The sequence below is a fragment of the Ectopseudomonas alcaliphila genome, from assembly GCF_900101755.1.
Lineage (GTDB): Bacteria > Pseudomonadota > Gammaproteobacteria > Pseudomonadales > Pseudomonadaceae > Aquipseudomonas > Aquipseudomonas alcaliphila.
In genome coordinates, this window is record NZ_FNAE01000005.1 from 277,855 (window position 1) to 295,477 (window position 17,623).

Below are 17,623 nucleotides of genomic sequence, written 5' to 3' on the forward strand. Positions count from 1 at the left end.
CCAATGATGGGGATAGATCCCCGGAAGTGGGAGCGAATCAGGCCTGGATATTGGACGCCGGGTTGATCACCCGACCGAGACCCAGGTTGCGCAGCGCCAGGTGCAGGGTGCTGTAGATCAGGTGCGGGTTGTCCATGGTCATCACCTGGCCCAGCAGTTCCTTGGCCTTGCTCTGGGTGACCTGGCGCAGCAGCCATTTCACCTTGGGCAGGTTGGTGGCGTTCATCGACAGCGAGTCGAAGCCCATTGCCAGCAGCAGCACCGCCGCCGCCGGGTCACCGGCCATCTCACCGCAGATGCTCACCGGCTTGCCTTCGAGGTGCGCGTCGTTGACCACTTTTTGCAGCGCCTGCAGCACAGCCGGGTGGAGGAAGTCGTAGAGATCCGCCACGCGCGGGTTGTTGCGGTCGACTGCCAGCAGGTATTGGGTCAGGTCGTTGGAGCCGACCGAGAGGAAATCCACCTGACGCGCCAGTTCGCGGGTCTGATAAACCGCCGCCGGAATCTCGATCATCACGCCGATCGGCGGCAACGGCACGTCCGTGCCTTCGTCACGCACCTCGCCCCAGGCACGGTGAATCAGGTGCAGCGCCTCTTCCAGCTCCTGCGTGCCGGAAATCATCGGCAACAGGATGCGCAGATTATTCAACCCTTCACTGGCCTTGAGCATGGCGCGGGTCTGCACCAGGAAAATTTCCGGGTGGTCGAGGGTCACGCGGATACCGCGCCAACCCAGGAAGGGATTCTCTTCCTTGATCGGGAAGTAGGACAGCGACTTGTCGCCGCCGATATCCAGGGTGCGCATGGTCACCGGCAGCGGGTGGAAGGCCTGCAACTGCTCGCGATAGGTGGCGAGCTGCTCCTTCTCGCTGGGGAAGCGCTCATTGATCATGAACGGCACTTCGGTGCGGTACAGGCCGACGCCTTCGGCGCCGCGCTGCTGAGCGCGGGCCACATCGGCGAGCAGGCCAGTGTTGACCCACAGCGGCATGCGGTGGCCGTCAAGCGTCTCGCAGGGCAGTGCACGCAGGGCATCGAGCCCTTCGGTGAGCTGGCGCTCCTCCTCGACCACCTCCGCATACTGCTTGCTCAGCAGGTCGCTGGGGTTGGTGAAGACTTCACCATGGTAGCCATCGACGATCAGCTTGATGCCGTCGATCTTCGAATACGGCAGATCGACCACACCCATGACCGTGGGAATGCCCATGGCACGGGCGAAAATCGCCACGTGAGAGTTGCCCGAGCCGGTCACCGAGATCAGACCGACCAGCTTGCCTTCCGGCACTTCGCCGAGCATCGCCGGCGACAGCTCCTCGCTGACCAGGATGCTGTTATCCGGGTAGACCAGCGTGGTCTTGCGTTCTTCCTGCAGGTAGGCGAGCAGACGTCGACCGAGGTCGCGCACATCGGAGGCGCGCTCGCGCAGGTAGGCGTCATCCATCAGCTCGAAACGATTGACGTGATCGAGCACCACCTGGCGCAGAGCACCTTGCGCCCACTGGCCGGTACGGATGACCTTGCGCACCTCGTTACCCAGTGCGGCGTCCTCGAGCATCATCAGGTAGACGTCGAACAGCGCGCGCTCTTCCTTGCGCAGCTGAGTGGCGAGCTTCTCGGACAGCTCCTGCATGTCCTCGCGCACCCAGCCGAGCGCCTTGTCGAACAACTCCAGCTCTGCAGCAATGTCATCGACGCTGCGGTCTGGAACCACATTCAGATCAGCCGGGGGCAGCACCACCACAGCGGTGCCGACCGCTGCCCCCGGCGCACCCGGCACGCCGACGAACTTGGCCTCCTGCACGCCCTTGCCCTGGCGCCCCAGACCGCGAATCGAGCCGGTCGCCTCGGCATGGGCGATAACGCCGGCGAGCTGCGCGCTCATGGTGACCAGGAAGGCTTCCTCGCCCTCGTCAAACTGGCGGCGCTCCTTCTGCTGCACGACCAGAACGCCCATCACCCGACGGTGGTGGATGATCGGCGCCCCGAGGAAAGAGGCGTAACGCTCCTCGCCGGTCTCGGCGAAATAGCGGTAACGGGGGTGGCTGGCAGCGTCTTCGAGGTTCAGCGGCTCTTCGCGGCTACCGACCAGACCCACCAGGCCTTCGCTGGGGGCCATGCTGACCTTGCCGATGGAGCGCTTGTTGAGGCCGTCGGTGGCCATCAACACGAAACGGTTGGTTTCCGCATCGAGCAGGTAGACCGAGCAGACCTGGCTGCCCATCGCTTCCTTGACCCGCTGCACGATGATCGACAGCGCCGCCTTGAGATCCTTGGCGGCGTTTACTTCCTGGACGATCTTGCGCAGCGTATTGAGCATGCTCGATAGGGGTCCGTATCAGTCGCGCACTATAAGACGCGGGGCAAGTTCCTTGAGCGCGCGGCGGTAAACCTCGCGCTTGAATGTGACCACCTGGCCCAGCGGGTACCAGTAGCTGACCCAGCGCCAGCCATCGAATTCGGGCTTGCCGGTCAGGTCCATGCGCACCCGGTCTTCAGCCCCGGTCAGACGTAGCAGAAACCACTTCTGTTTCTGCCCGATGCACAGCGGCTGGCTATGCGTGCGCACCAGGCGCTGCGGCAGACGATAACGCAACCAGCCGCGGGTGCAGGCGAGGATCTTCACATCCCGCTCTTCGAGCCCGACCTCTTCATTCAGTTCACGGTAAAGCGCCTCTTCCGGCGATTCACGATCATTGATGCCGCCCTGGGGAAACTGCCACGCATCCTGGTTGATACGCCGGGCCCAGAGCACCTGGCCGACATCATTGGTCAGGATGATGCCGACATTCGGGCGGAAACCATCAGAATCGATCACGGCAAGCAACCTCGTACACGCAAGTTCCGGCATTGTTCCACAAAGCCCACAACAGCAGCAACGCGGGTTTAGGCACAGTTTGAAAGCCCCACCAAAGCGGCTATTCTGGCGCCCCTCCCCCCTTTTGCAGAACAGGTACAGTACCGTGCGCTTGGCCCTTTTCGATCTCGACAACACCCTGCTGGCCGGCGACAGCGACCACAGCTGGGGCGAATTCGTCTGCCAGCGAGGCCTGGTCGACGCGGCCGAGTACCTGGCGCGCAACGACGCTTTCTATGCCGATTACTGCGCCGGCAAACTGGACGTGGTGGCCTACCAGAACTTCAGCCAGGCCATTCTTGGTCGCAGCGAAATGGCGCAGCTGGCGCAGTGGCACCGCGAGTTCATGGCAGAGGTGATCGAGCCGATCATCCTGGCCAAGGGCGAAGCACTGCTGGCCGAGCACCGCGCCGCTGGCGACAAACTGGTGATCATCACCGCCACCAACCGTTTCGTCACCGCGCCCATCGCCGAGCGCCTGGGCGTGGAAACGCTGATCGCCACCGAGTGCGGCATGCAGGAGGGTCGCTACACCGGGCAGATCACCGGCACGCCGTGCTACCAGGGCGGCAAGGTGACCCGGCTGAACGAGTGGCTGGCACAGACCGGGCACAACCTGGATGGTGCCTACTTCTACAGCGACTCGCGCAATGACCTGCCGCTGCTGGAAGCCGTGGCCAACCCGGTGGCGGTCGACCCGGACGACGTACTGCGCGCCACCGCGCTCGAGCGCGGCTGGCCGGTGATTTCGTTGCGCTGAATCGCGATGAAGTAGGGGGCGCCGTGCGCACCGCAAACCCCGTCATTAACAGCCGGTGCGCACGGCGCACCCTACAGACAAATCGCTGCCGGTACGCCCTGCGATTCTGCAGGAGCGGCTGGGCGGCATTCGCTTCAGCCGCGAAGCTTGATAACCAGGCAATCGCGGCTGAAGCCGCTCCTACAGCAAGCAACAAGGCCGCGCGGAATCTTAGCCCGTAGCCCGGATGCAATCCGGGAAATCAGAGTCAGGCCGGCTTGGCGCCCATGAGCGCCATGATGGCGATCAATAGCAGCAGAATCAGCCCGGCATAGATCAGGCACAGGCGCTTGAGCGATGTCGGCGCTGGTGTATCACACAGCGCACGCCATACCGCCAAGCGACCAGCCAAGAGCAAGCCGAGCAGCATCATCACCGCATAGAGAATGCTGCCCAGCAGCAGCCAGGTCTGCCCCAGCGGCCAGCCGGCGGTGTCCACCAGCCAGTAGCCGGTAACTGGCAGGCTCAGCGACAGCACGGCGAACGTCGGGAAGCTGAACAACAGGGTCACGCGCAGCTTGCGCGCCAGCACGGCGGCATCACCACCGCGCTGCGCCTTGAACAGCATGACGCCGTGGGCGATCAGGCCGAGCAGCAGCAACACGCCAGGGGCGCTGTGGAGAATACGAACCAGCAGATAATGTTCCATCGAGGCTTCCTTGGTTATCAGGCGATTACGTAGGGCGGGTGTAACCCGCCAGCGCGCTGTTGGCGGGTTGCACCCGCCCTACGGTTCGAAGGCAGCTTTCAGCCCAGAAACAGGCGATAAGCGGGATTTTCGCTCTCATCCCAGTAGGGGTAACCGATGGCGTCCAACGCCGCCGGCACCAGATGACGCTCGTCTGCCGGCACCTGCAGCGCCGCCAGTACGCGGCCATCGGCGGCCCCGTGATTGCGGTAGTGGAACATCGAGATGTTCCAGCGCCCACCCAGCTTCTGCAGGAAGTTGAACAGCGCGCCCGGACGCTCGGGAAACTCGAAACGCAGCACCATCTCGTCACCGACACCGGCGGCATGACCGCCGACCATGTGGCGGATGTGCAGCTTGGCCAGCTCGTTGTCGGTCAGGTCCAGCACCGGGAAGCCCTGCGCCCGCAGCCCCTCGACCAGCGCCTGGCGCGGGTCGTTCTCCGGATGGGTCTGCACGCCGACGAAGATGTGCGCTTCGCGATCGGTGTGATAGCGGTAGTTGAATTCGGTGATCTGGCGCTTGCCCACCGCCTCGCAGAAGGCCTTGAAGCTGCCGGGCTGCTCGGGAATGGTCACGGCGATGATCGCCTCGCGCTTCTCGCCCAGCTCGGCGCGCTCGGCAACGTGACGCAGGCGGTCGAAATTGACGTTGGCGCCGGAATCGATGCCCACCAGCACTTCACCGTTAGCGCCCTGACGCTCGACGTACTTCTTGATCCCGGCCACAGCCAGCGCACCGGCCGGCTCGGTGATCGAACGGGTATCGTCGTAGATGTCCTTGATCGCCGCGCAGATCTCATCGGTACTGACGGTGATCACTTCATCGACGTGATCCTTGCAGATATCGAAAGTGTGCTGGCCGATCTGCGCCACCGCCACGCCGTCGGCGAACAGCCCGACCGTCGGCAGTACCACGCGAGAACCGGCGGCCATGGCGGCCTGCAGGCAGTTGGAATCGTCCGGCTCGACCCCGATCACCTTGATTTCCGGGCGCAGGTATTTCACGTAGGCCGCGATGCCGGCGATCAGGCCACCGCCACCGACCGGTACGAAGATGGCATCGATATGGCCCTGGTGCTGGCGCAGCACCTCCATGGCCACGGTGCCCTGGCCGGCGATCACCAGTGGATCGTCGTACGGGTGAATGTAGGTATAGCCCTTCTCCTCCACCAGCTTCAGCGAATGCGCCAACGCCTCGGGGAAAGCGTCGCCGTGCAGCACCACCTTGCCGCCCCGCGAGCGCACGCCCTGCACCTTCAGCTCCGGCGTGGTGCGCGGCATGACGATGGTCGCCTTTACGCCCATATGCTTGGCAGCCAGGGCCAAGCCCTGCGCGTGGTTGCCGGCCGAGGCGGTGACCACACCGCGCGCCAGCTCTTCGGCGGACAGTTGCGCCAGCTTGTTGTAGGCGCCGCGAATCTTGAACGAGTACACCGGCTGCAGATCCTCGCGCTTGAGCAGAATCTGGCTGCCCAGCCGCTCACTGAGCTGACGGGCGGGTTGCAGCGGGGTTTCCACCGCGACGTCGTAGACGCGCGAGGTGAGGATCTTCTTCACGTACTGTTCGAGCATGGCGATTTCGCAGGCGTTCAGGCTTTGAGAGGACTGCCGAGTCTACCCCAGCGCTGCGCCGGGCGACCATACGAAACGCACGGCTTTTAGGGGCATATACGCCCCGTCAGCAAGCCATTTACGGCTATAGCAAGTCACTTGCGGCTATAATTCGCGCCTTGTCCTCCCACCTTCCCAGGCATTCCCCCGCGATGAACCAGGATCAGCTGAAACAGGCCGTGGCCCAGGCCGCCGTCGACCACATTCTCCCGCGCCTCGACAGCAAGAGCATCGTCGGCGTCGGCACCGGCTCCACCGCCAACTTCTTCATCGACGCGCTGGCCAAGCACAAGATGGACTTCGATGGCGCCGTCGCCAGCTCCGAAGCCACCGCCGCGCGCCTGAAGGGTCATGGCATCCCGGTCTACGACCTCAACAGCACCGCCGAACTGGAGTTCTACGTCGACGGCGCCGACGAGAGCGACGAGCGTCTGCACCTGATCAAGGGCGGCGGCGCGGCGCTGACCCGCGAGAAGATCGTCGCGGCCGTGGCCAAGACCTTCATCTGCATCGCCGATGCCAGCAAGCTGGTACCGGTGCTGGGCGCCTTCCCGCTGCCGGTGGAAGTCATCCCCATGGCCCGCAGCCACGTCGCCCGCGAGCTGGTGAGACTGGGCGGCGACCCGGTCTATCGCGAAGGCGTGCTGACCGACAACGGCAACGTCATCCTCGACGTGCACAACCTGTCGATCACCGATCCGGTAAAGCTGGAGGCGGATATCAACGCTATCGTCGGCGTAGTCACCAATGGCCTGTTCGCCGCCCGCCCGGCCGATCTGCTGCTGCTCGGCACCGCCGAAGGCGTGAAAACGCTCAAGCGCTGAGAAGCCAGCAGTCGCTTCAATCGTAGCCCGGATGAAATCCGGGGCAGACGCACTGGACTTTCCCGGATTGCATCCGGGCTACGAAACATGTCAATGCGCCGTCTACTCAAGCAAACGGCGCAGCTCCTCGCTTATCGACATGGGTTGAAAAGCACTAACCCGCGCCCGCCCGGTATTGCCGACGGGCACCCAGATACGCGAGAACAGCAGCGCCGCCAGGATACGTGGCACTTGTCCCAGCACCTCACGCGCATCCCCTTGTTGCCAGCCGGCCCGCAGCATCAACCAGTGCGAACGCGCATGCAGCCACGGGCGACGCTGAGTAAGGACGTGCGCGCGCTCCAGCCAGACCAGCGCTTTGTCGCTACGGTGTGCGCGCAGTTCTTCTTGCGCCTGAACGAAAGCCTCGTCGATAGCCTTGCGTAGTTCCACCTGCATGCCAGCGCCCCTCATTTGCGCAACAAGCGCAGACCGTTGAACACCACCATCAGGCTCACGCCCATGTCGGCGAACACGGCCATCCACATGGTCGCCTCGCCCGCCAGGGTCATGCCCAGAAATACCGCCTTGATGCCCAGCGCCAGCACGATGTTCTGCACGAGAATGGCGTGGGTCTGGCGGGACAGACGAACGAATGTCGGGATCTTGCGCAGATCGTCATCCATCAGCGCGACATCCGCCGTCTCGATGGCCGTGTCGGTGCCGGCGGCGCCCATGGCGAAGCCGATCTCGGCCTTGGCCAGTGCCGGCGCATCGTTGATGCCATCGCCGACCATCCCGACCACCTTACCCTGCAACTGACGCGCCTCGACCCAGGCCAGCTTGTCCGCCGGCAACAGATCGCCATGCGCCTCATCGACACCGACCTGTTCGGCGATGGCCGCTGCGGTGTGGGCGTTGTCGCCCGTCAGCATGCAGGTGCGCACACCCAGTCCGTGCAGTTCGGCGACCGCCTCGCGGCTGCTCTGGCGCACCGTGTCGGCCACGGCGAAGAGCATCAGCGCACGCTGCTCGTCGCACAGCACCACCACGCTCTTGCCCTGGCGCTCCAGCGCCTGCAGGCGCTCTTCCAACGGCGTGGAGCACAGCCCAAGCTCCTCGACCATGCGGTGGTTGCCTATATAAAGCAGCTTGCCGTCAACCGTCCCCCTGGTGCCGCGCCCAGGCAACGCTTCGAAGTCCGCCACATCGAGCAACGCCAGACCTTGTTCCTCGGCATGCAGGGCCAATGCCCTGGAAACCGGATGATCCGAACGCGCAGCCAGGCTCGCAGCCCAGGCGGCGTGCATCGGCTCATCCACGTCCAGCAGTTGGAGGCTGTCGGTCTGTACCGGCTTGCCATGGGTCAGGGTGCCGGTCTTGTCCAGCGCCAGCAGGGCCAGGTGCCGGCCGTTCTCCAGATAGACGCCGCCCTTGATCAGAATGCCCTTGCGTGCAGCGGCCGCCAGACCGCTGACGATGGTCACCGGCGTAGAGATCACCAGCGCACAGGGACAGGCCACCACCAGCAGTACCAGGGCGCGGTAGACCCAGTCGAGCCAAGCGCCGCCCATCAGCAGTGGTGGAAATACGGCGACCGCCAGAGCGAAGGCGAATACTGCCGGGGTGTAGATGCGCGAGAACCGGTCGACGAAGCGCTGAGTCGGCGCGCGCGAGCCCTGCGCCTCCTCCACCGCATGGATGATGCGCGCCAGCGTGGTATCACGCGCGGCCGCCGTCACGCGAAACTCCAGCGAGCCCGCCTCATTGATGGTACCGGCGAAAACCGCATCACCCGTCCGCTTTTCCACCGGCAGGCTTTCGCCGGTGATCGGCGCCTGGTTGACCGTCGACGCGCCGCCGACCACCTCACCATCGAGGCTGATGCGTTCACCAGGACGCACGCGCACCACCGCGCCCAGACTGATAGCCTGCACGTCGACCTCCTGCCAACTGCCATCAGCCTGCTGCACGGTGGCGCGTGGCGGCGCCAGATCCATCAGCCCGCGTATGGCGTTGCGAGCCCGATCCAGCGAGCGCGCCTCGATCAGCTCGGCCAGGGTGAACAGCACCATCACCATCGCCGCTTCCGGCCACTGGCCGATCAGCACTGCGCCGGTCACGGCGATGCTCATCAGGGCATTGATATTGAGGTTGCGGTTCTTCAGGGCGATCCAGCCCTTCTTGTAGGTGCTCAGTCCACACAGGCCGATGGCGGCGATAGCCAGCAGCGCCACCAACAAGTCCGGGCCGAGCCCGGCGAAATGCACGACTTCCGAAGCTGTAGCCAGGACACCTGCCAGCACCAGCGGCCACCAGGGCTTTGTCGCGGGTGCAGCAACTGGCTTCTGCGCAGAACGATCATCTTCGACCTGCGGGGTAAAGCCCAATGCGCGTATGGCCGGCAGCACCTGCGCCAGCACGCCTTCGTCATGGCTCACGGTCAGCACGCGCTGCAGCAGATTGAAATGCAGGCCGGCCACGCCAGGCAGGCGCCCCAGCGCGTCGCGAAGCAGGCGCTCTTCGGTGGGGCAATCCATCTGCTCGATGCGGATGCGGGTACTGCACACCCCCGCCAGCACGGCGTCCGCTGGCTGCGGCGCGGCCTCGCGATTGTGTCCAGCGTGATCGTGGGCATGCTCAGGGTGAGCAGGTGGCTGTTGGTGCGAGTGATCGCAGCAGCGGCTCATGGCAAATCTCCGTCGGGTATCTGTTGCCGAGTACACACCCTGTAGTCACTATAGGGTCAAGCACCCACGGAGCGATCCCATGAAAATCGGAGAATTGGCGAAAAAGGCCGGCTGTCAGGTAGAGACCGTCCGCTACTACGAACGCGAAGGCCTGCTGCCGGCACCCGCGCGCAGCGAAGGCAACTACCGCCTGTACGGCGCACCGCACCTGGAACGCCTGGTGTTCATCCGCAATTGCCGCACGCTGGACATGACCCTGGAAGAGATCCAGCGACTGCTGGCTCTGCGCGACCTGCCCCACGAGAGCTGCGCCGGTATCAACAGCCTGGTGGACGAACATATCGAGCACGTTCAGGCACGCATCGACAGCCTGCAGGCGCTGCGCGACCAACTCACCGAGTTGCGCGACCGCTGCAATGGTCCACAGGAGGCTGAAGACTGCGGCATCCTGCGCCAGCTCAACGTCAGCGGCGGGGTGCAACCGCTACCGGACGATGGCCACACCCATGTCGGCAAGAGCCACTCGCACTGAAGTCGGCAGTTACGGCGCCTTGCGGAAGACGTAAAACAAGTTCGGCTCGCTGATCAGGTACAGGTTGCCGTCATCATCCGTCGCCACACCCTCGGCCTGCGGCACGCTGCGCTGCAGACCATGCTGACCACGTAGCAGCGACAGGGTGCTGATCGGCCTGCCTTCGGCATTCAGCTCGATCACCAGGCGCGACTCGTCCGACAGCGCCAACAGGTGGCCGGTCGCGGCGTCGAAGTCCAGGCTGGAAAGGTCGCGCACGAACAGTCGCGCGTCACGCTTGGGGTCCGTATTGACCTGCAACGCCAGTGGCTTGCTTTCATCGACATGGGGGAAGCCGAGCACCTCGAAGATGCGCACCGGGTCGCGCTCCTTGGCCACCAGCAGGCGCTGGTTCTTGGCATCGTAGGCCAGGCCTTCGAAACCCTTGTTGCCATTGCGGCCGATGCCCAGGGAAAGCTGCTGGAAGTCGGCCGCGTCGAGCACGCGACTGCCATCGTCGATGCGCACCTTGACCAGGCGTTGTTCGCGTTCATCGGCGATCACATAGGTACCAGGCGCTACGTATTCGATGGCCTCGGGATCACCGAAACCTTCAAGATCGATGGTGCGCAGCAGCTCGCCATCCAGGCTCAGCTCGATCACCTTGGCCGGCTTGTTGGTGACACTGAACAGGCTGCGCCGATCGGGATCGTAGGTCAGCGCCGATACATCGCTGATATCGGCAATCGGCTTGGCCTCGATCACCACGCGATAGTCGCCCAGCCACAGCGACTGTTGGCGCCACTGCGCACCATGCTGCCACTCCTGCACGGAGAACCAGGCACGTTCGAACAGCCGATACTGCTGACCCAGCACGGCTCCACTCAACAACACGAACAACAGCAGATAGAGCCAGGGGTTGATGGAGAGCAGACGACGCATGATGATTTTCTCTGACTACCACGAAAAAGCCCGCCACGGGCTTGACGTGGCGGGCGGGCGGAATATCGCGATCAGTTGATCAGTTCGACACGATCGACATCGATCTCGCGGCTGTTGAAGTCCTTGTCGACTTCACCGGTCAGGCGCACCTTGGCGGTTTCCGAGACGGTCTGGCCCGGCCAGTCTTCGTCATCGATTTCCACCTGGATGGTGCCGGTAGCGTCCTTGAACTCGTAGAGTTCGTCCTGCAGGCGCTTGACGATCTGACCTTCCAGAACGACATGGGTGTCATCGGCAGCTTCCAGTGCAGCAGCCACGGTGGTGACCTGCGGGGTAGCGCCCGGGCCGGTGTAGCCAGTAGCGAAAGCGGCAGTGCTGAGCAGCGGCAGAACCATCAGAGCGAGAGCGGTACGTTTCATGGTGAGAACCTCGTTGTTCGTAAGTGACGGGTTCAGATTAGTGCCGCTAGCTGAAGCCAGACTGAATCGCGGCTTAAGCCAAACTGAATCCGTCACCCCACTCAACTGGCATCCGGTTGCGGCTTGCTGAAGACGTAAAAAAGATTGGGCTCGGCGACGATATAGATGTTGCCGTCCTCGTCCATGGCCACACCCTCAGCCTGCTTGATGCCCTGATCCAGACCATTCAAACCACCGGTAAGGCTGAGAAAGCTGACCGGCTGGCCGTCGCGGTCGATCTCCAGCAGCATGCGCGACTCGTCGGACAGCACCAGCGCGTGACCGGTGCGCGCATCGATACTCAGCGAAGAAATATCGCGCATGCCCAGATTGCCGTAGTGGAAGGGCTGCATCACGCCAGCAGCACCGTCTTCGCCAGGAAAAGGCAGGCTGAACAGGCCCATCGGGCTGCGCTCCTTGCCCAACATCAGGCTGCTGCTGCGCGCATCCCAGGCAACGGCTTCGAAGCCCTTGTTACCCGCTTCGGCAAAGCCCAGGTCGAAGCCGGGGAAATCGGCCGCATCCAACTCCAGGTCGTCGTCACGCAGGGTAAAGGTGGTGAGCTGACGCCGACGCTCATCGACAATGGCCATGCGCCCGTTGTCCATCATCTCCACCGCTTCCGGGTCAGCAAAGCCCTTCAACTGGATACGCCGCAACACCTCACCCTCACGCGAGAGTTCCACCAGCAGAGGGTTCTTGCCGGTCACCGTAAAGAGGGTGCCGGTTACCGGGTTGTAGGTAAGCCCCGAGGTTTCATCTTGTTCCAGACCAGACAACGCCTTGGCCTGAATCACCGCACGGTAGCCAGGCAGCCAGACGCTGGACAACCGCTCCACCAACGGCGTATGCCCCTCCTGCCACCAGAGCAGGGCGCGATCATCCCAATGCTGAGTTTTTACTACCGTTGCCACGACCAGCACGGCTATGCCGAACAACCAGTAACGGGGGCGAGAAAGGCGGGAACGAAGGGAGGGCATCGGCGACGGCTCGGCTGCTTGATGGCAATCCGACATCCGATGTCTGGAAGAGTTCCGCCGCCTGGAAGGCGGCGATTGGTATAGAACCTGCGCACGATCTTGCGAGCTAGAGCCATGCAAGGCAAAAACAGGCGAGGACGCGGAGTGTACTTTTGTACATGAGCATTCCGAGCCTGTTTTTAACGCCGCAGGGCCGACGCGCAGCTGGATCGTGGGCAGTTCTATAACACGCGGCTGGTGAAACTACTATGACCGACCAACTCCAGCACCAGCTCGTCGCCCTTGTTCAGCGCGCCAACTCCGACCGGCGTACCCGTGAGGATCACGTCGCCAGGCTGCAAGGCGAAGTGCCCGGCCATGTGCTGGATCATCGCGACGATGGGGTTGAGCATGTCGCGGCTGTTGCCGTCCTGACGGATTTCGCCATTGATCACCAGGCGAATGCCGATATCGGCCAGATCCTCGATGGCATCGCCAGGCACGAAAGGCGCCAGCACACAGGCACCGTCGAAGCTCTTGGCGATTTCCCAGGGATAGCCCTTCTCCTTGAGCCTGGCCTGCACGTCGCGCAGGGTCAGATCCAGGGCCGGGGCGAAGCCGCTGATGGCATCACGCACTTCCTCAGCGTCCGGTTTCTTCGACAGCGGCTTGCCGATCAGCACGGCGATCTCCGCCTCGTAATGCACCGAGCCACGGTCTTCGGGAATGGCAAAGCCACTATCGAGCGGCACCACACAGGAACCCGGTTTGATGAACAGCAAGGGTTCGCTGGGCACCGGGTTATTCAGTTCCTTGGCATGCTCGGCGTAGTTGCGGCCGATGCAAACGACCTTGCCGAGGGGGAAGTGGACGGTGGTTCCGTCGACATACTGGTGCTGATAGCTCATCACCGACTCCTGTGTTGTTCGTATTGTAGATAGCTCGGCTTGTGGCCGGACGTCGTACCTTAAACGAGGCGGCGCCATCGTGCACCGCATACGAAAACGCCCATCGGTCGGATGGGCGTTTTTCGTCAGGCGAAGATCTTGCCGGGGTTCATGATGCCGTTTGGATCGAACACCGCCTTGACCGCTTTCATGCAGGCGATCTCCGCCTCGCTGCGGCTGTAGTGCAGGTAATCACGCTTGGTCATACCGACGCCGTGCTCGGCGCTGATCGAGCCGTTGTACTTCTGCACGGTCTCGAACACCCACTGGTTGACCACCGCGCACTTGGCGAAGAACTCGTCCTTGCTCAGGTTCTCGGGCTTCAAGATATTCAGGTGCAGGTTGCCGTCACCGATATGGCCGAACCACACCACCTCGAAATCCGGGTAGTTGGCTTCGACGATGGCGTCGATGTCCTTGAGGAAGGCCGGCACCTGGCTGACCGTGACGGAGATGTCGTTCTTGTACGGCGTCCAGTGGCTGATGGTCTCGGAGATGTATTCGCGCAGCTTCCACAGGTTCTGCAGCTGTTGCTCGCTCTGGCTCATCACGCCGTCGACCACCCAACCCTGCTCGACGCAGTACTCGAAGGTTTCCAGCGCCTGGTTGGCCACTTCCTCGGTGCTGGCTTCGAACTCCAGCAGGGCATAGAACGGACATTCGCTTTCGAACGGCGCCGGCACGTCGCCACGGGCAAGTACCTTGGCCAGAGCCTTGTCGGAGAAGAACTCGAAGGCAGTCAGGTCGAGTTTGCTCTGGAAGGCGTGCAGCACCGGCATGATCGAGTCGAAATCAGCGGTGCCGAGCACCATCGCGGTGAGGTTCTTCGGCGCACGGTCCAGACGCATGGTCGCCTCGACCACGAAGCCCAGCGTACCTTCGGCACCGATGAACAGCTGGCGCAGGTCGTAACCGGTGGCGTTCTTGATCAGGTCCTTGTTCAGCTCCAGCAATTCGCCGGTACCGGTCACGACTTTCAGACCGGCTACCCAATTGCGGGTCATGCCGTAGCGAATCACTTTGATCCCGCCGGCGTTGGTGCCGATATTGCCGCCAATCTGGCTGGAACCCGAGGAGGCGAAGTCCACTGGGTAATAGAGGCCCTTCTCTTCGGCGAACAGCTGCAGTTGCTTGGTCACCACGCCCGGCTGGCACACCGCGGCACGGTCGTACTCGTTGAACGAGAGAATCTGGTTCATATAGTCGAACGCCACCACCACTTCGCCATTGGCCGCCACGGCAGCAGCCGAGAGGCCGGTACGGCCGCCAGACGGCACCAGGGCGATCTTGTGCGCGTTGGCCCAACGCACGATGGCCTGCACCTGCTCGATGCTCTTGGGGAAGACGATGGCCGAAGGCGCCGGGGCGAAATGCTTGGTCCAGTCCTTGCCATAGGCCTCGAGGGAATCGGCGTCGGTCAGTACCTTGCCGGGTTCAACCAGGGTCTTCAGCTCTTCGATCTGGGCAGGGGTGGTCATCTACAGAACTCTCAAAGGATTCATGGTCGCCCTGAGAACCATTCAGGTCGCAACCGAGCATTGAAAAAGGCGAACATGCTAGCATACGCACCCCGTGAATCGAGCCATGCAGCGATCTACGGGCGCTGGCTGAGTTTCTCGGCCCTTCCCTGCAAACATCCCTGGGACAACAGGTACTCCGATGAGCAAGACCTCTCTCGACAAGAGCAAGATCAAGTTCCTTCTTCTCGAAGGCGTCCACCAGAATGCCGTGGACACTCTGAAGGCCGCCGGCTACAGCAACATCGAGTACCTCAAGGGCGCGCTGTCAGGCGAAGAGCTGAAAGAAAAGATCGCCGATGCCCACTTCATCGGTATTCGCTCGCGCACCCAGCTGACCGCCGAAGTCTTCGACTGCGCGAAGAAGCTGGTCGCCGTCGGTTGCTTCTGCATCGGTACCAACCAGGTCGACCTGGACGCCGCCCGCGAGCGCGGTATCGCCGTGTTCAACGCGCCCTACTCCAACACCCGCTCGGTGGCCGAGCTGGTACTGGCCCAGGCCATCCTGCTGCTGCGCGGCATCCCCGAGAAGAACGCCTCCTGCCACCGTGGCGGCTGGATCAAGTCGGCGGCCAACTCGTTCGAGATCCGCGGCAAGAAGCTGGGTATCGTCGGCTACGGCTCCATCGGCACCCAGCTCTCGGTACTGGCCGAAGCCCTGGGCATGCAGGTGTTCTTCTACGACACCGTGACCAAGCTGCCGCTGGGCAACGCCACGCAGATCGGCGACCTGTACGAGCTGCTGGGTCTGTGTGACATCGTCTCCCTGCACGTGCCGGAACTGCCGTCCACCCAGTGGATGATCGGCGAGAAGGAAATCCGCGCCATGAAGAAGGGCGGCATCCTGATCAACGCCGCACGCGGCACCGTGGTCGAGCTGGATCACCTGGCCAATGCGATCAAGGACGAGCACCTGATCGGCGCCGCCATCGACGTATTCCCGGTCGAGCCCAAGTCCAACGACGAAGAGTTCGAGAGCCCGCTGCGCGGCCTGGATCGCGTGATCCTGACCCCGCACATCGGTGGCTCCACCGCCGAAGCGCAGGCCAACATCGGCCTGGAAGTGGCCGAGAAGCTGGTCAAGTACAGCGACAACGGTACCTCGGTGTCCTCGGTCAACTTCCCTGAAGTGGCCCTGCCGGCGCACCCGGGCAAGCACCGCCTGCTGCACATCCACGAGAACATTCCGGGCGTGATGAGCGAAATCAACAAGGTGTTCGCCGACAACGGCATCAACATCTCCGGCCAGTTCCTGCAGACCAACGACAAGGTCGGCTACGTGGTGATCGACGTCGACGCCGAGTACTCCGACCTGGCCCTGGAGAAGCTGCAGCACGTCAATGGCACCATCCGCAGCCGCGTCCTGTTCTAAACCGGAGCTGCTGCGCGTCGGCGATACGGCGTTGGGAACGACCTCGGAGATGCTCATTTACTGACGTAAACTCCGCTCTCCTCGGTCGCTCCCGCCTTGTCTCGCTCTAGCTCGCGAGCCCCGGAGGTATGCAGAAATGAACAAAGGGAGGCTTCGGCCTCCCTTTCTCATTCCGTAGGGTGCGCCGCGCGCACCACCGTGCCCCGGATTGCATCCGGGCTACCTCAATCCCGCTCCAACCGCGCCAATTCGGCTGCTGCTTCGTCCAACTGCGCCTCGTTGAACACCTTCACCCCGGCTCGTTTCAGCAGGGCAGCGGTCACGCCCTCACCCGACACCCGCACGCCGCTGAAGCTGCCGTCGTAGTTTTCCAGATTGCCACACGAAGGGCTGCGCGCTTTCAGCAGTGCCAGGCGGATGTCGTGCTCGCGCACCAGCGCCAGTGCCTGTTCGGCGCCGTCGACGAACGCAGCCGTGACATCCTCGCCTTCGATCGTCAGTACTGGCAGCCGACCATCCAACACCGCGCCTCCCTGGCCATGGCGAATTTCCGCAGGCGGACGCGGCGTCGGCAGTCCACCCGCCACCTCCGGGCACAGCGCCACCACCCGCCCCTCGTCCAGCCAGTGCTGAAGCTGATCGAAAGGGCCGTGAGCACCACCGTCATAACGCACCCGATGCCCGAGCAGGCAGCGGCTGACCAATATCTTCTGCATCGACTCTCTCCATGACTGTCACCAGACAGCCCGCAGGCCTCAGAGTACCGCGTCACCCCGACGCCTGAACCAGCCGGTCAACGACAGTCGCTCGCGGGTGGCCGGCAGCACTTCGTGAGGCATATCGGATGACAGGAACAGCGCCAGCGTGCCCGCCTGGGGCAATACGTCATGCTCACGGCCATCGGCCAGATACAGGCGCAACGCCCCGCCCTGCTCGGCCTGCCAGTCCTCGTTCAGATAGAACACCGCCGACACCGTGCGGCGGTCGTCATCGCGAAAGCGATCGAGATGACGCTGATAGAAGGCCCCCGGCGCATAGCAGGCGAAGTGGCATTCGTAGTCTTCGAGCCCCAGATAGAGCGCCTGATTGAGCGCCTGACGCAAACCGTCCATCAACTGCAGATACTGGTCACTGGCTTGGCTCTGGCCAGGCTCCAGCCATTGAATATGATCGCCGCGAATCCCTTCCTGTACCTGCTGCGCGCCACCGCGACCAACGCTGGCAGCATTGAGTTGGCCGTTCTGCGCACGCGTGCGGCACTCAGCAGCCAGTTCGCGGGTCAGAACTTCTGGGGCGAACAACGCCCGTTGCGACCAGCCCTGGCTGGCGAGGTCGTCGATAAGGCCGGAAAAGAGGTCTTGCAGGTTGGATTCGGTCATGGCGGCGATTGTATCAGTGGCATGTCGTGACTCGACAAGCCTCCGCCAGCCACCGAAAATAACCGGCCGCAGCACCCTGCGGCCGGCCAGG

Annotated in this window: 17 protein-coding genes; 4 read left to right on the forward strand and 13 right to left on the reverse strand. The window is 63.2% G+C overall.

Annotation, left to right across the window (positions count from 1 at the left end):
• Window positions 1-37 precede the first annotated feature (37 nt).
• A complete protein-coding gene (gene ptsP / locus BLR77_RS17455; protein ID WP_074680122.1) occupies window positions 38-2,317 on the reverse strand; it encodes a phosphoenolpyruvate--protein phosphotransferase in 2,280 nt (759 codons plus the stop codon).
• 18 nt (window positions 2,318-2,335) lie between these two features.
• Window positions 2,336-2,815 carry an RNA pyrophosphohydrolase gene (locus tag BLR77_RS17460; protein WP_074680125.1) on the reverse strand — a complete coding sequence of 160 codons (480 nt, stop codon included), beginning with the start codon at window positions 2,813-2,815 and terminating at the stop codon, window positions 2,336-2,338.
• 145 nt (window positions 2,816-2,960) lie between these two features.
• On the opposite strand from BLR77_RS17460, the gene BLR77_RS17465 reads away from it, so the two are divergent.
• Window positions 2,961-3,614, forward strand: a complete 654-nt coding sequence (locus BLR77_RS17465) for a histidinol-phosphatase (protein ID WP_074680128.1) — start codon at window positions 2,961-2,963, stop codon at window positions 3,612-3,614.
• Window positions 3,615-3,861: 247 nt separating this feature from the next.
• Here BLR77_RS17465 and BLR77_RS17470 read toward each other — a convergent pair whose 3' ends face one another.
• Both BLR77_RS17470 and ilvA read right to left on the reverse strand, forming a co-directional pair.
• Window positions 3,862-4,302, reverse strand: a complete 441-nt coding sequence (locus BLR77_RS17470) for a DUF2269 family protein (RefSeq protein WP_074680131.1) — start codon at window positions 4,300-4,302, stop codon at window positions 3,862-3,864.
• Between the two features lie 98 nt (window positions 4,303-4,400).
• Window positions 4,401-5,915: a threonine ammonia-lyase, biosynthetic gene (gene ilvA / locus BLR77_RS17475; RefSeq protein ID WP_139203020.1), complete on the reverse strand. Its 1,515-nt coding sequence runs from the start codon at window positions 5,913-5,915 to the stop codon at window positions 4,401-4,403.
• A 191-nt stretch (window positions 5,916-6,106) separates the two neighbouring features.
• Here ilvA and rpiA point away from each other — a divergent pair, with 191 nt between their 5' ends.
• Window positions 6,107-6,778, forward strand: a complete 672-nt coding sequence (gene rpiA / locus BLR77_RS17480; RefSeq protein ID WP_074680136.1) for a ribose-5-phosphate isomerase RpiA — start codon at window positions 6,107-6,109, stop codon at window positions 6,776-6,778.
• Between the two features lie 102 nt (window positions 6,779-6,880).
• Here the strand turns inward: rpiA and BLR77_RS17485 are convergent, their stop codons facing one another.
• On the reverse strand, window positions 6,881-7,216 hold the full coding sequence (locus tag BLR77_RS17485) for a DUF3703 domain-containing protein (RefSeq protein ID WP_074680139.1): 336 nt from the start codon (window positions 7,214-7,216) through the stop codon (window positions 6,881-6,883).
• Window positions 7,217-7,227: 11 nt separating this feature from the next.
• Complete coding sequence (locus BLR77_RS17490) at window positions 7,228-9,447, reverse strand: heavy metal translocating P-type ATPase (RefSeq protein WP_074680142.1); 2,220 nt, start codon at window positions 9,445-9,447, stop codon at window positions 7,228-7,230.
• A gap of 79 nt (window positions 9,448-9,526) precedes the next feature.
• On the opposite strand from BLR77_RS17490, the gene cadR reads away from it, so the two are divergent.
• Entirely contained in the window at window positions 9,527-9,979 is a 453-nt protein-coding gene (gene cadR / locus BLR77_RS17495; RefSeq protein WP_074680145.1) for a Cd(II)/Pb(II)-responsive transcriptional regulator, read from the forward strand.
• 9 nt (window positions 9,980-9,988) lie between these two features.
• Here the strand turns inward: cadR and BLR77_RS17500 are convergent, their stop codons facing one another.
• The 5 genes from BLR77_RS17500 to BLR77_RS17520 form a co-directional block, all read right to left on the reverse strand.
• Window positions 9,989-10,900 (reverse strand): SdiA-regulated domain-containing protein, encoded by a 912-nt coding sequence (locus BLR77_RS17500; protein ID WP_074680148.1) that lies wholly within the window; start codon window positions 10,898-10,900, stop codon window positions 9,989-9,991.
• Between the two features lie 71 nt (window positions 10,901-10,971).
• A complete protein-coding gene (locus BLR77_RS17505; protein ID WP_074680151.1) occupies window positions 10,972-11,319 on the reverse strand; it encodes a NirD/YgiW/YdeI family stress tolerance protein in 348 nt (115 codons plus the stop codon).
• A 101-nt stretch (window positions 11,320-11,420) separates the two neighbouring features.
• Complete coding sequence (locus BLR77_RS17510) at window positions 11,421-12,338, reverse strand: SdiA-regulated domain-containing protein (protein ID WP_074680154.1); 918 nt, start codon at window positions 12,336-12,338, stop codon at window positions 11,421-11,423.
• Between the two features lie 221 nt (window positions 12,339-12,559).
• Entirely contained in the window at window positions 12,560-13,225 is a 666-nt protein-coding gene (locus BLR77_RS17515; RefSeq protein ID WP_074680156.1) for a fumarylacetoacetate hydrolase family protein, read from the reverse strand.
• A 125-nt stretch (window positions 13,226-13,350) separates the two neighbouring features.
• Window positions 13,351-14,742 (reverse strand): FAD-binding oxidoreductase, encoded by a 1,392-nt coding sequence (locus tag BLR77_RS17520; protein WP_074680160.1) that lies wholly within the window; start codon window positions 14,740-14,742, stop codon window positions 13,351-13,353.
• 181 nt (window positions 14,743-14,923) lie between these two features.
• On the opposite strand from BLR77_RS17520, the gene serA reads away from it, so the two are divergent.
• A complete protein-coding gene (gene serA / locus BLR77_RS17525) occupies window positions 14,924-16,153 on the forward strand; it encodes a phosphoglycerate dehydrogenase (RefSeq protein WP_074680162.1) in 1,230 nt (409 codons plus the stop codon).
• Window positions 16,154-16,377: 224 nt separating this feature from the next.
• Here the strand turns inward: serA and BLR77_RS17530 are convergent, their stop codons facing one another.
• Together BLR77_RS17530 and BLR77_RS17535 are read right to left on the reverse strand one after the other, a co-directional pair.
• Window positions 16,378-16,869, reverse strand: a complete 492-nt coding sequence (locus tag BLR77_RS17530) for a 2-thiouracil desulfurase family protein (RefSeq protein ID WP_074680164.1) — start codon at window positions 16,867-16,869, stop codon at window positions 16,378-16,380.
• A 39-nt stretch (window positions 16,870-16,908) separates the two neighbouring features.
• A complete protein-coding gene (locus tag BLR77_RS17535; RefSeq protein ID WP_074680167.1) occupies window positions 16,909-17,532 on the reverse strand; it encodes a 2OG-Fe(II) oxygenase in 624 nt (207 codons plus the stop codon).
• Window positions 17,533-17,623: the final 91 nt, after the last annotated feature.

Bases quoted from the DNA above. Each gene is read 5' to 3' on its own strand.
- BLR77_RS17535 (WP_074680167.1), bottom strand. From the start codon at position 17,532: ATGACCGAATCCAACCTGCAAGACCTCTTTTCCGGCCTTATCGACGAC.
- BLR77_RS17490 (WP_074680142.1), bottom strand. From the start codon at position 9,447: ATGAGCCGCTGCTGCGATCACTCGCACCAACAGCCACCTGCTCACCCT.
- rpiA (WP_074680136.1), top strand. From the start codon at position 6,107: ATGAACCAGGATCAGCTGAAACAGGCCGTGGCCCAGGCCGCCGTCGAC.
- BLR77_RS17530 (WP_074680164.1), bottom strand. From the start codon at position 16,869: ATGCAGAAGATATTGGTCAGCCGCTGCCTGCTCGGGCATCGGGTGCGT.
- serA (WP_074680162.1), top strand. From the start codon at position 14,924: ATGAGCAAGACCTCTCTCGACAAGAGCAAGATCAAGTTCCTTCTTCTC.
- BLR77_RS17485 (WP_074680139.1), bottom strand. From the start codon at position 7,216: ATGCAGGTGGAACTACGCAAGGCTATCGACGAGGCTTTCGTTCAGGCG.
- BLR77_RS17505 (WP_074680151.1), bottom strand. From the start codon at position 11,319: ATGAAACGTACCGCTCTCGCTCTGATGGTTCTGCCGCTGCTCAGCACT.
- ilvA (WP_139203020.1), bottom strand. From the start codon at position 5,915: ATGCTCGAACAGTACGTGAAGAAGATCCTCACCTCGCGCGTCTACGAC.
- BLR77_RS17515 (WP_074680156.1), bottom strand. From the start codon at position 13,225: ATGAGCTATCAGCACCAGTATGTCGACGGAACCACCGTCCACTTCCCC.
- BLR77_RS17470 (WP_074680131.1), bottom strand. From the start codon at position 4,302: ATGGAACATTATCTGCTGGTTCGTATTCTCCACAGCGCCCCTGGCGTG.
- cadR (WP_074680145.1), top strand. From the start codon at position 9,527: ATGAAAATCGGAGAATTGGCGAAAAAGGCCGGCTGTCAGGTAGAGACC.
- BLR77_RS17520 (WP_074680160.1), bottom strand. From the start codon at position 14,742: ATGACCACCCCTGCCCAGATCGAAGAGCTGAAGACCCTGGTTGAACCC.
- BLR77_RS17500 (WP_074680148.1), bottom strand. From the start codon at position 10,900: ATGCGTCGTCTGCTCTCCATCAACCCCTGGCTCTATCTGCTGTTGTTC.
- BLR77_RS17510 (WP_074680154.1), bottom strand. From the start codon at position 12,338: ATGCCCTCCCTTCGTTCCCGCCTTTCTCGCCCCCGTTACTGGTTGTTC.
- ptsP (WP_074680122.1), bottom strand. From the start codon at position 2,317: ATGCTCAATACGCTGCGCAAGATCGTCCAGGAAGTAAACGCCGCCAAG.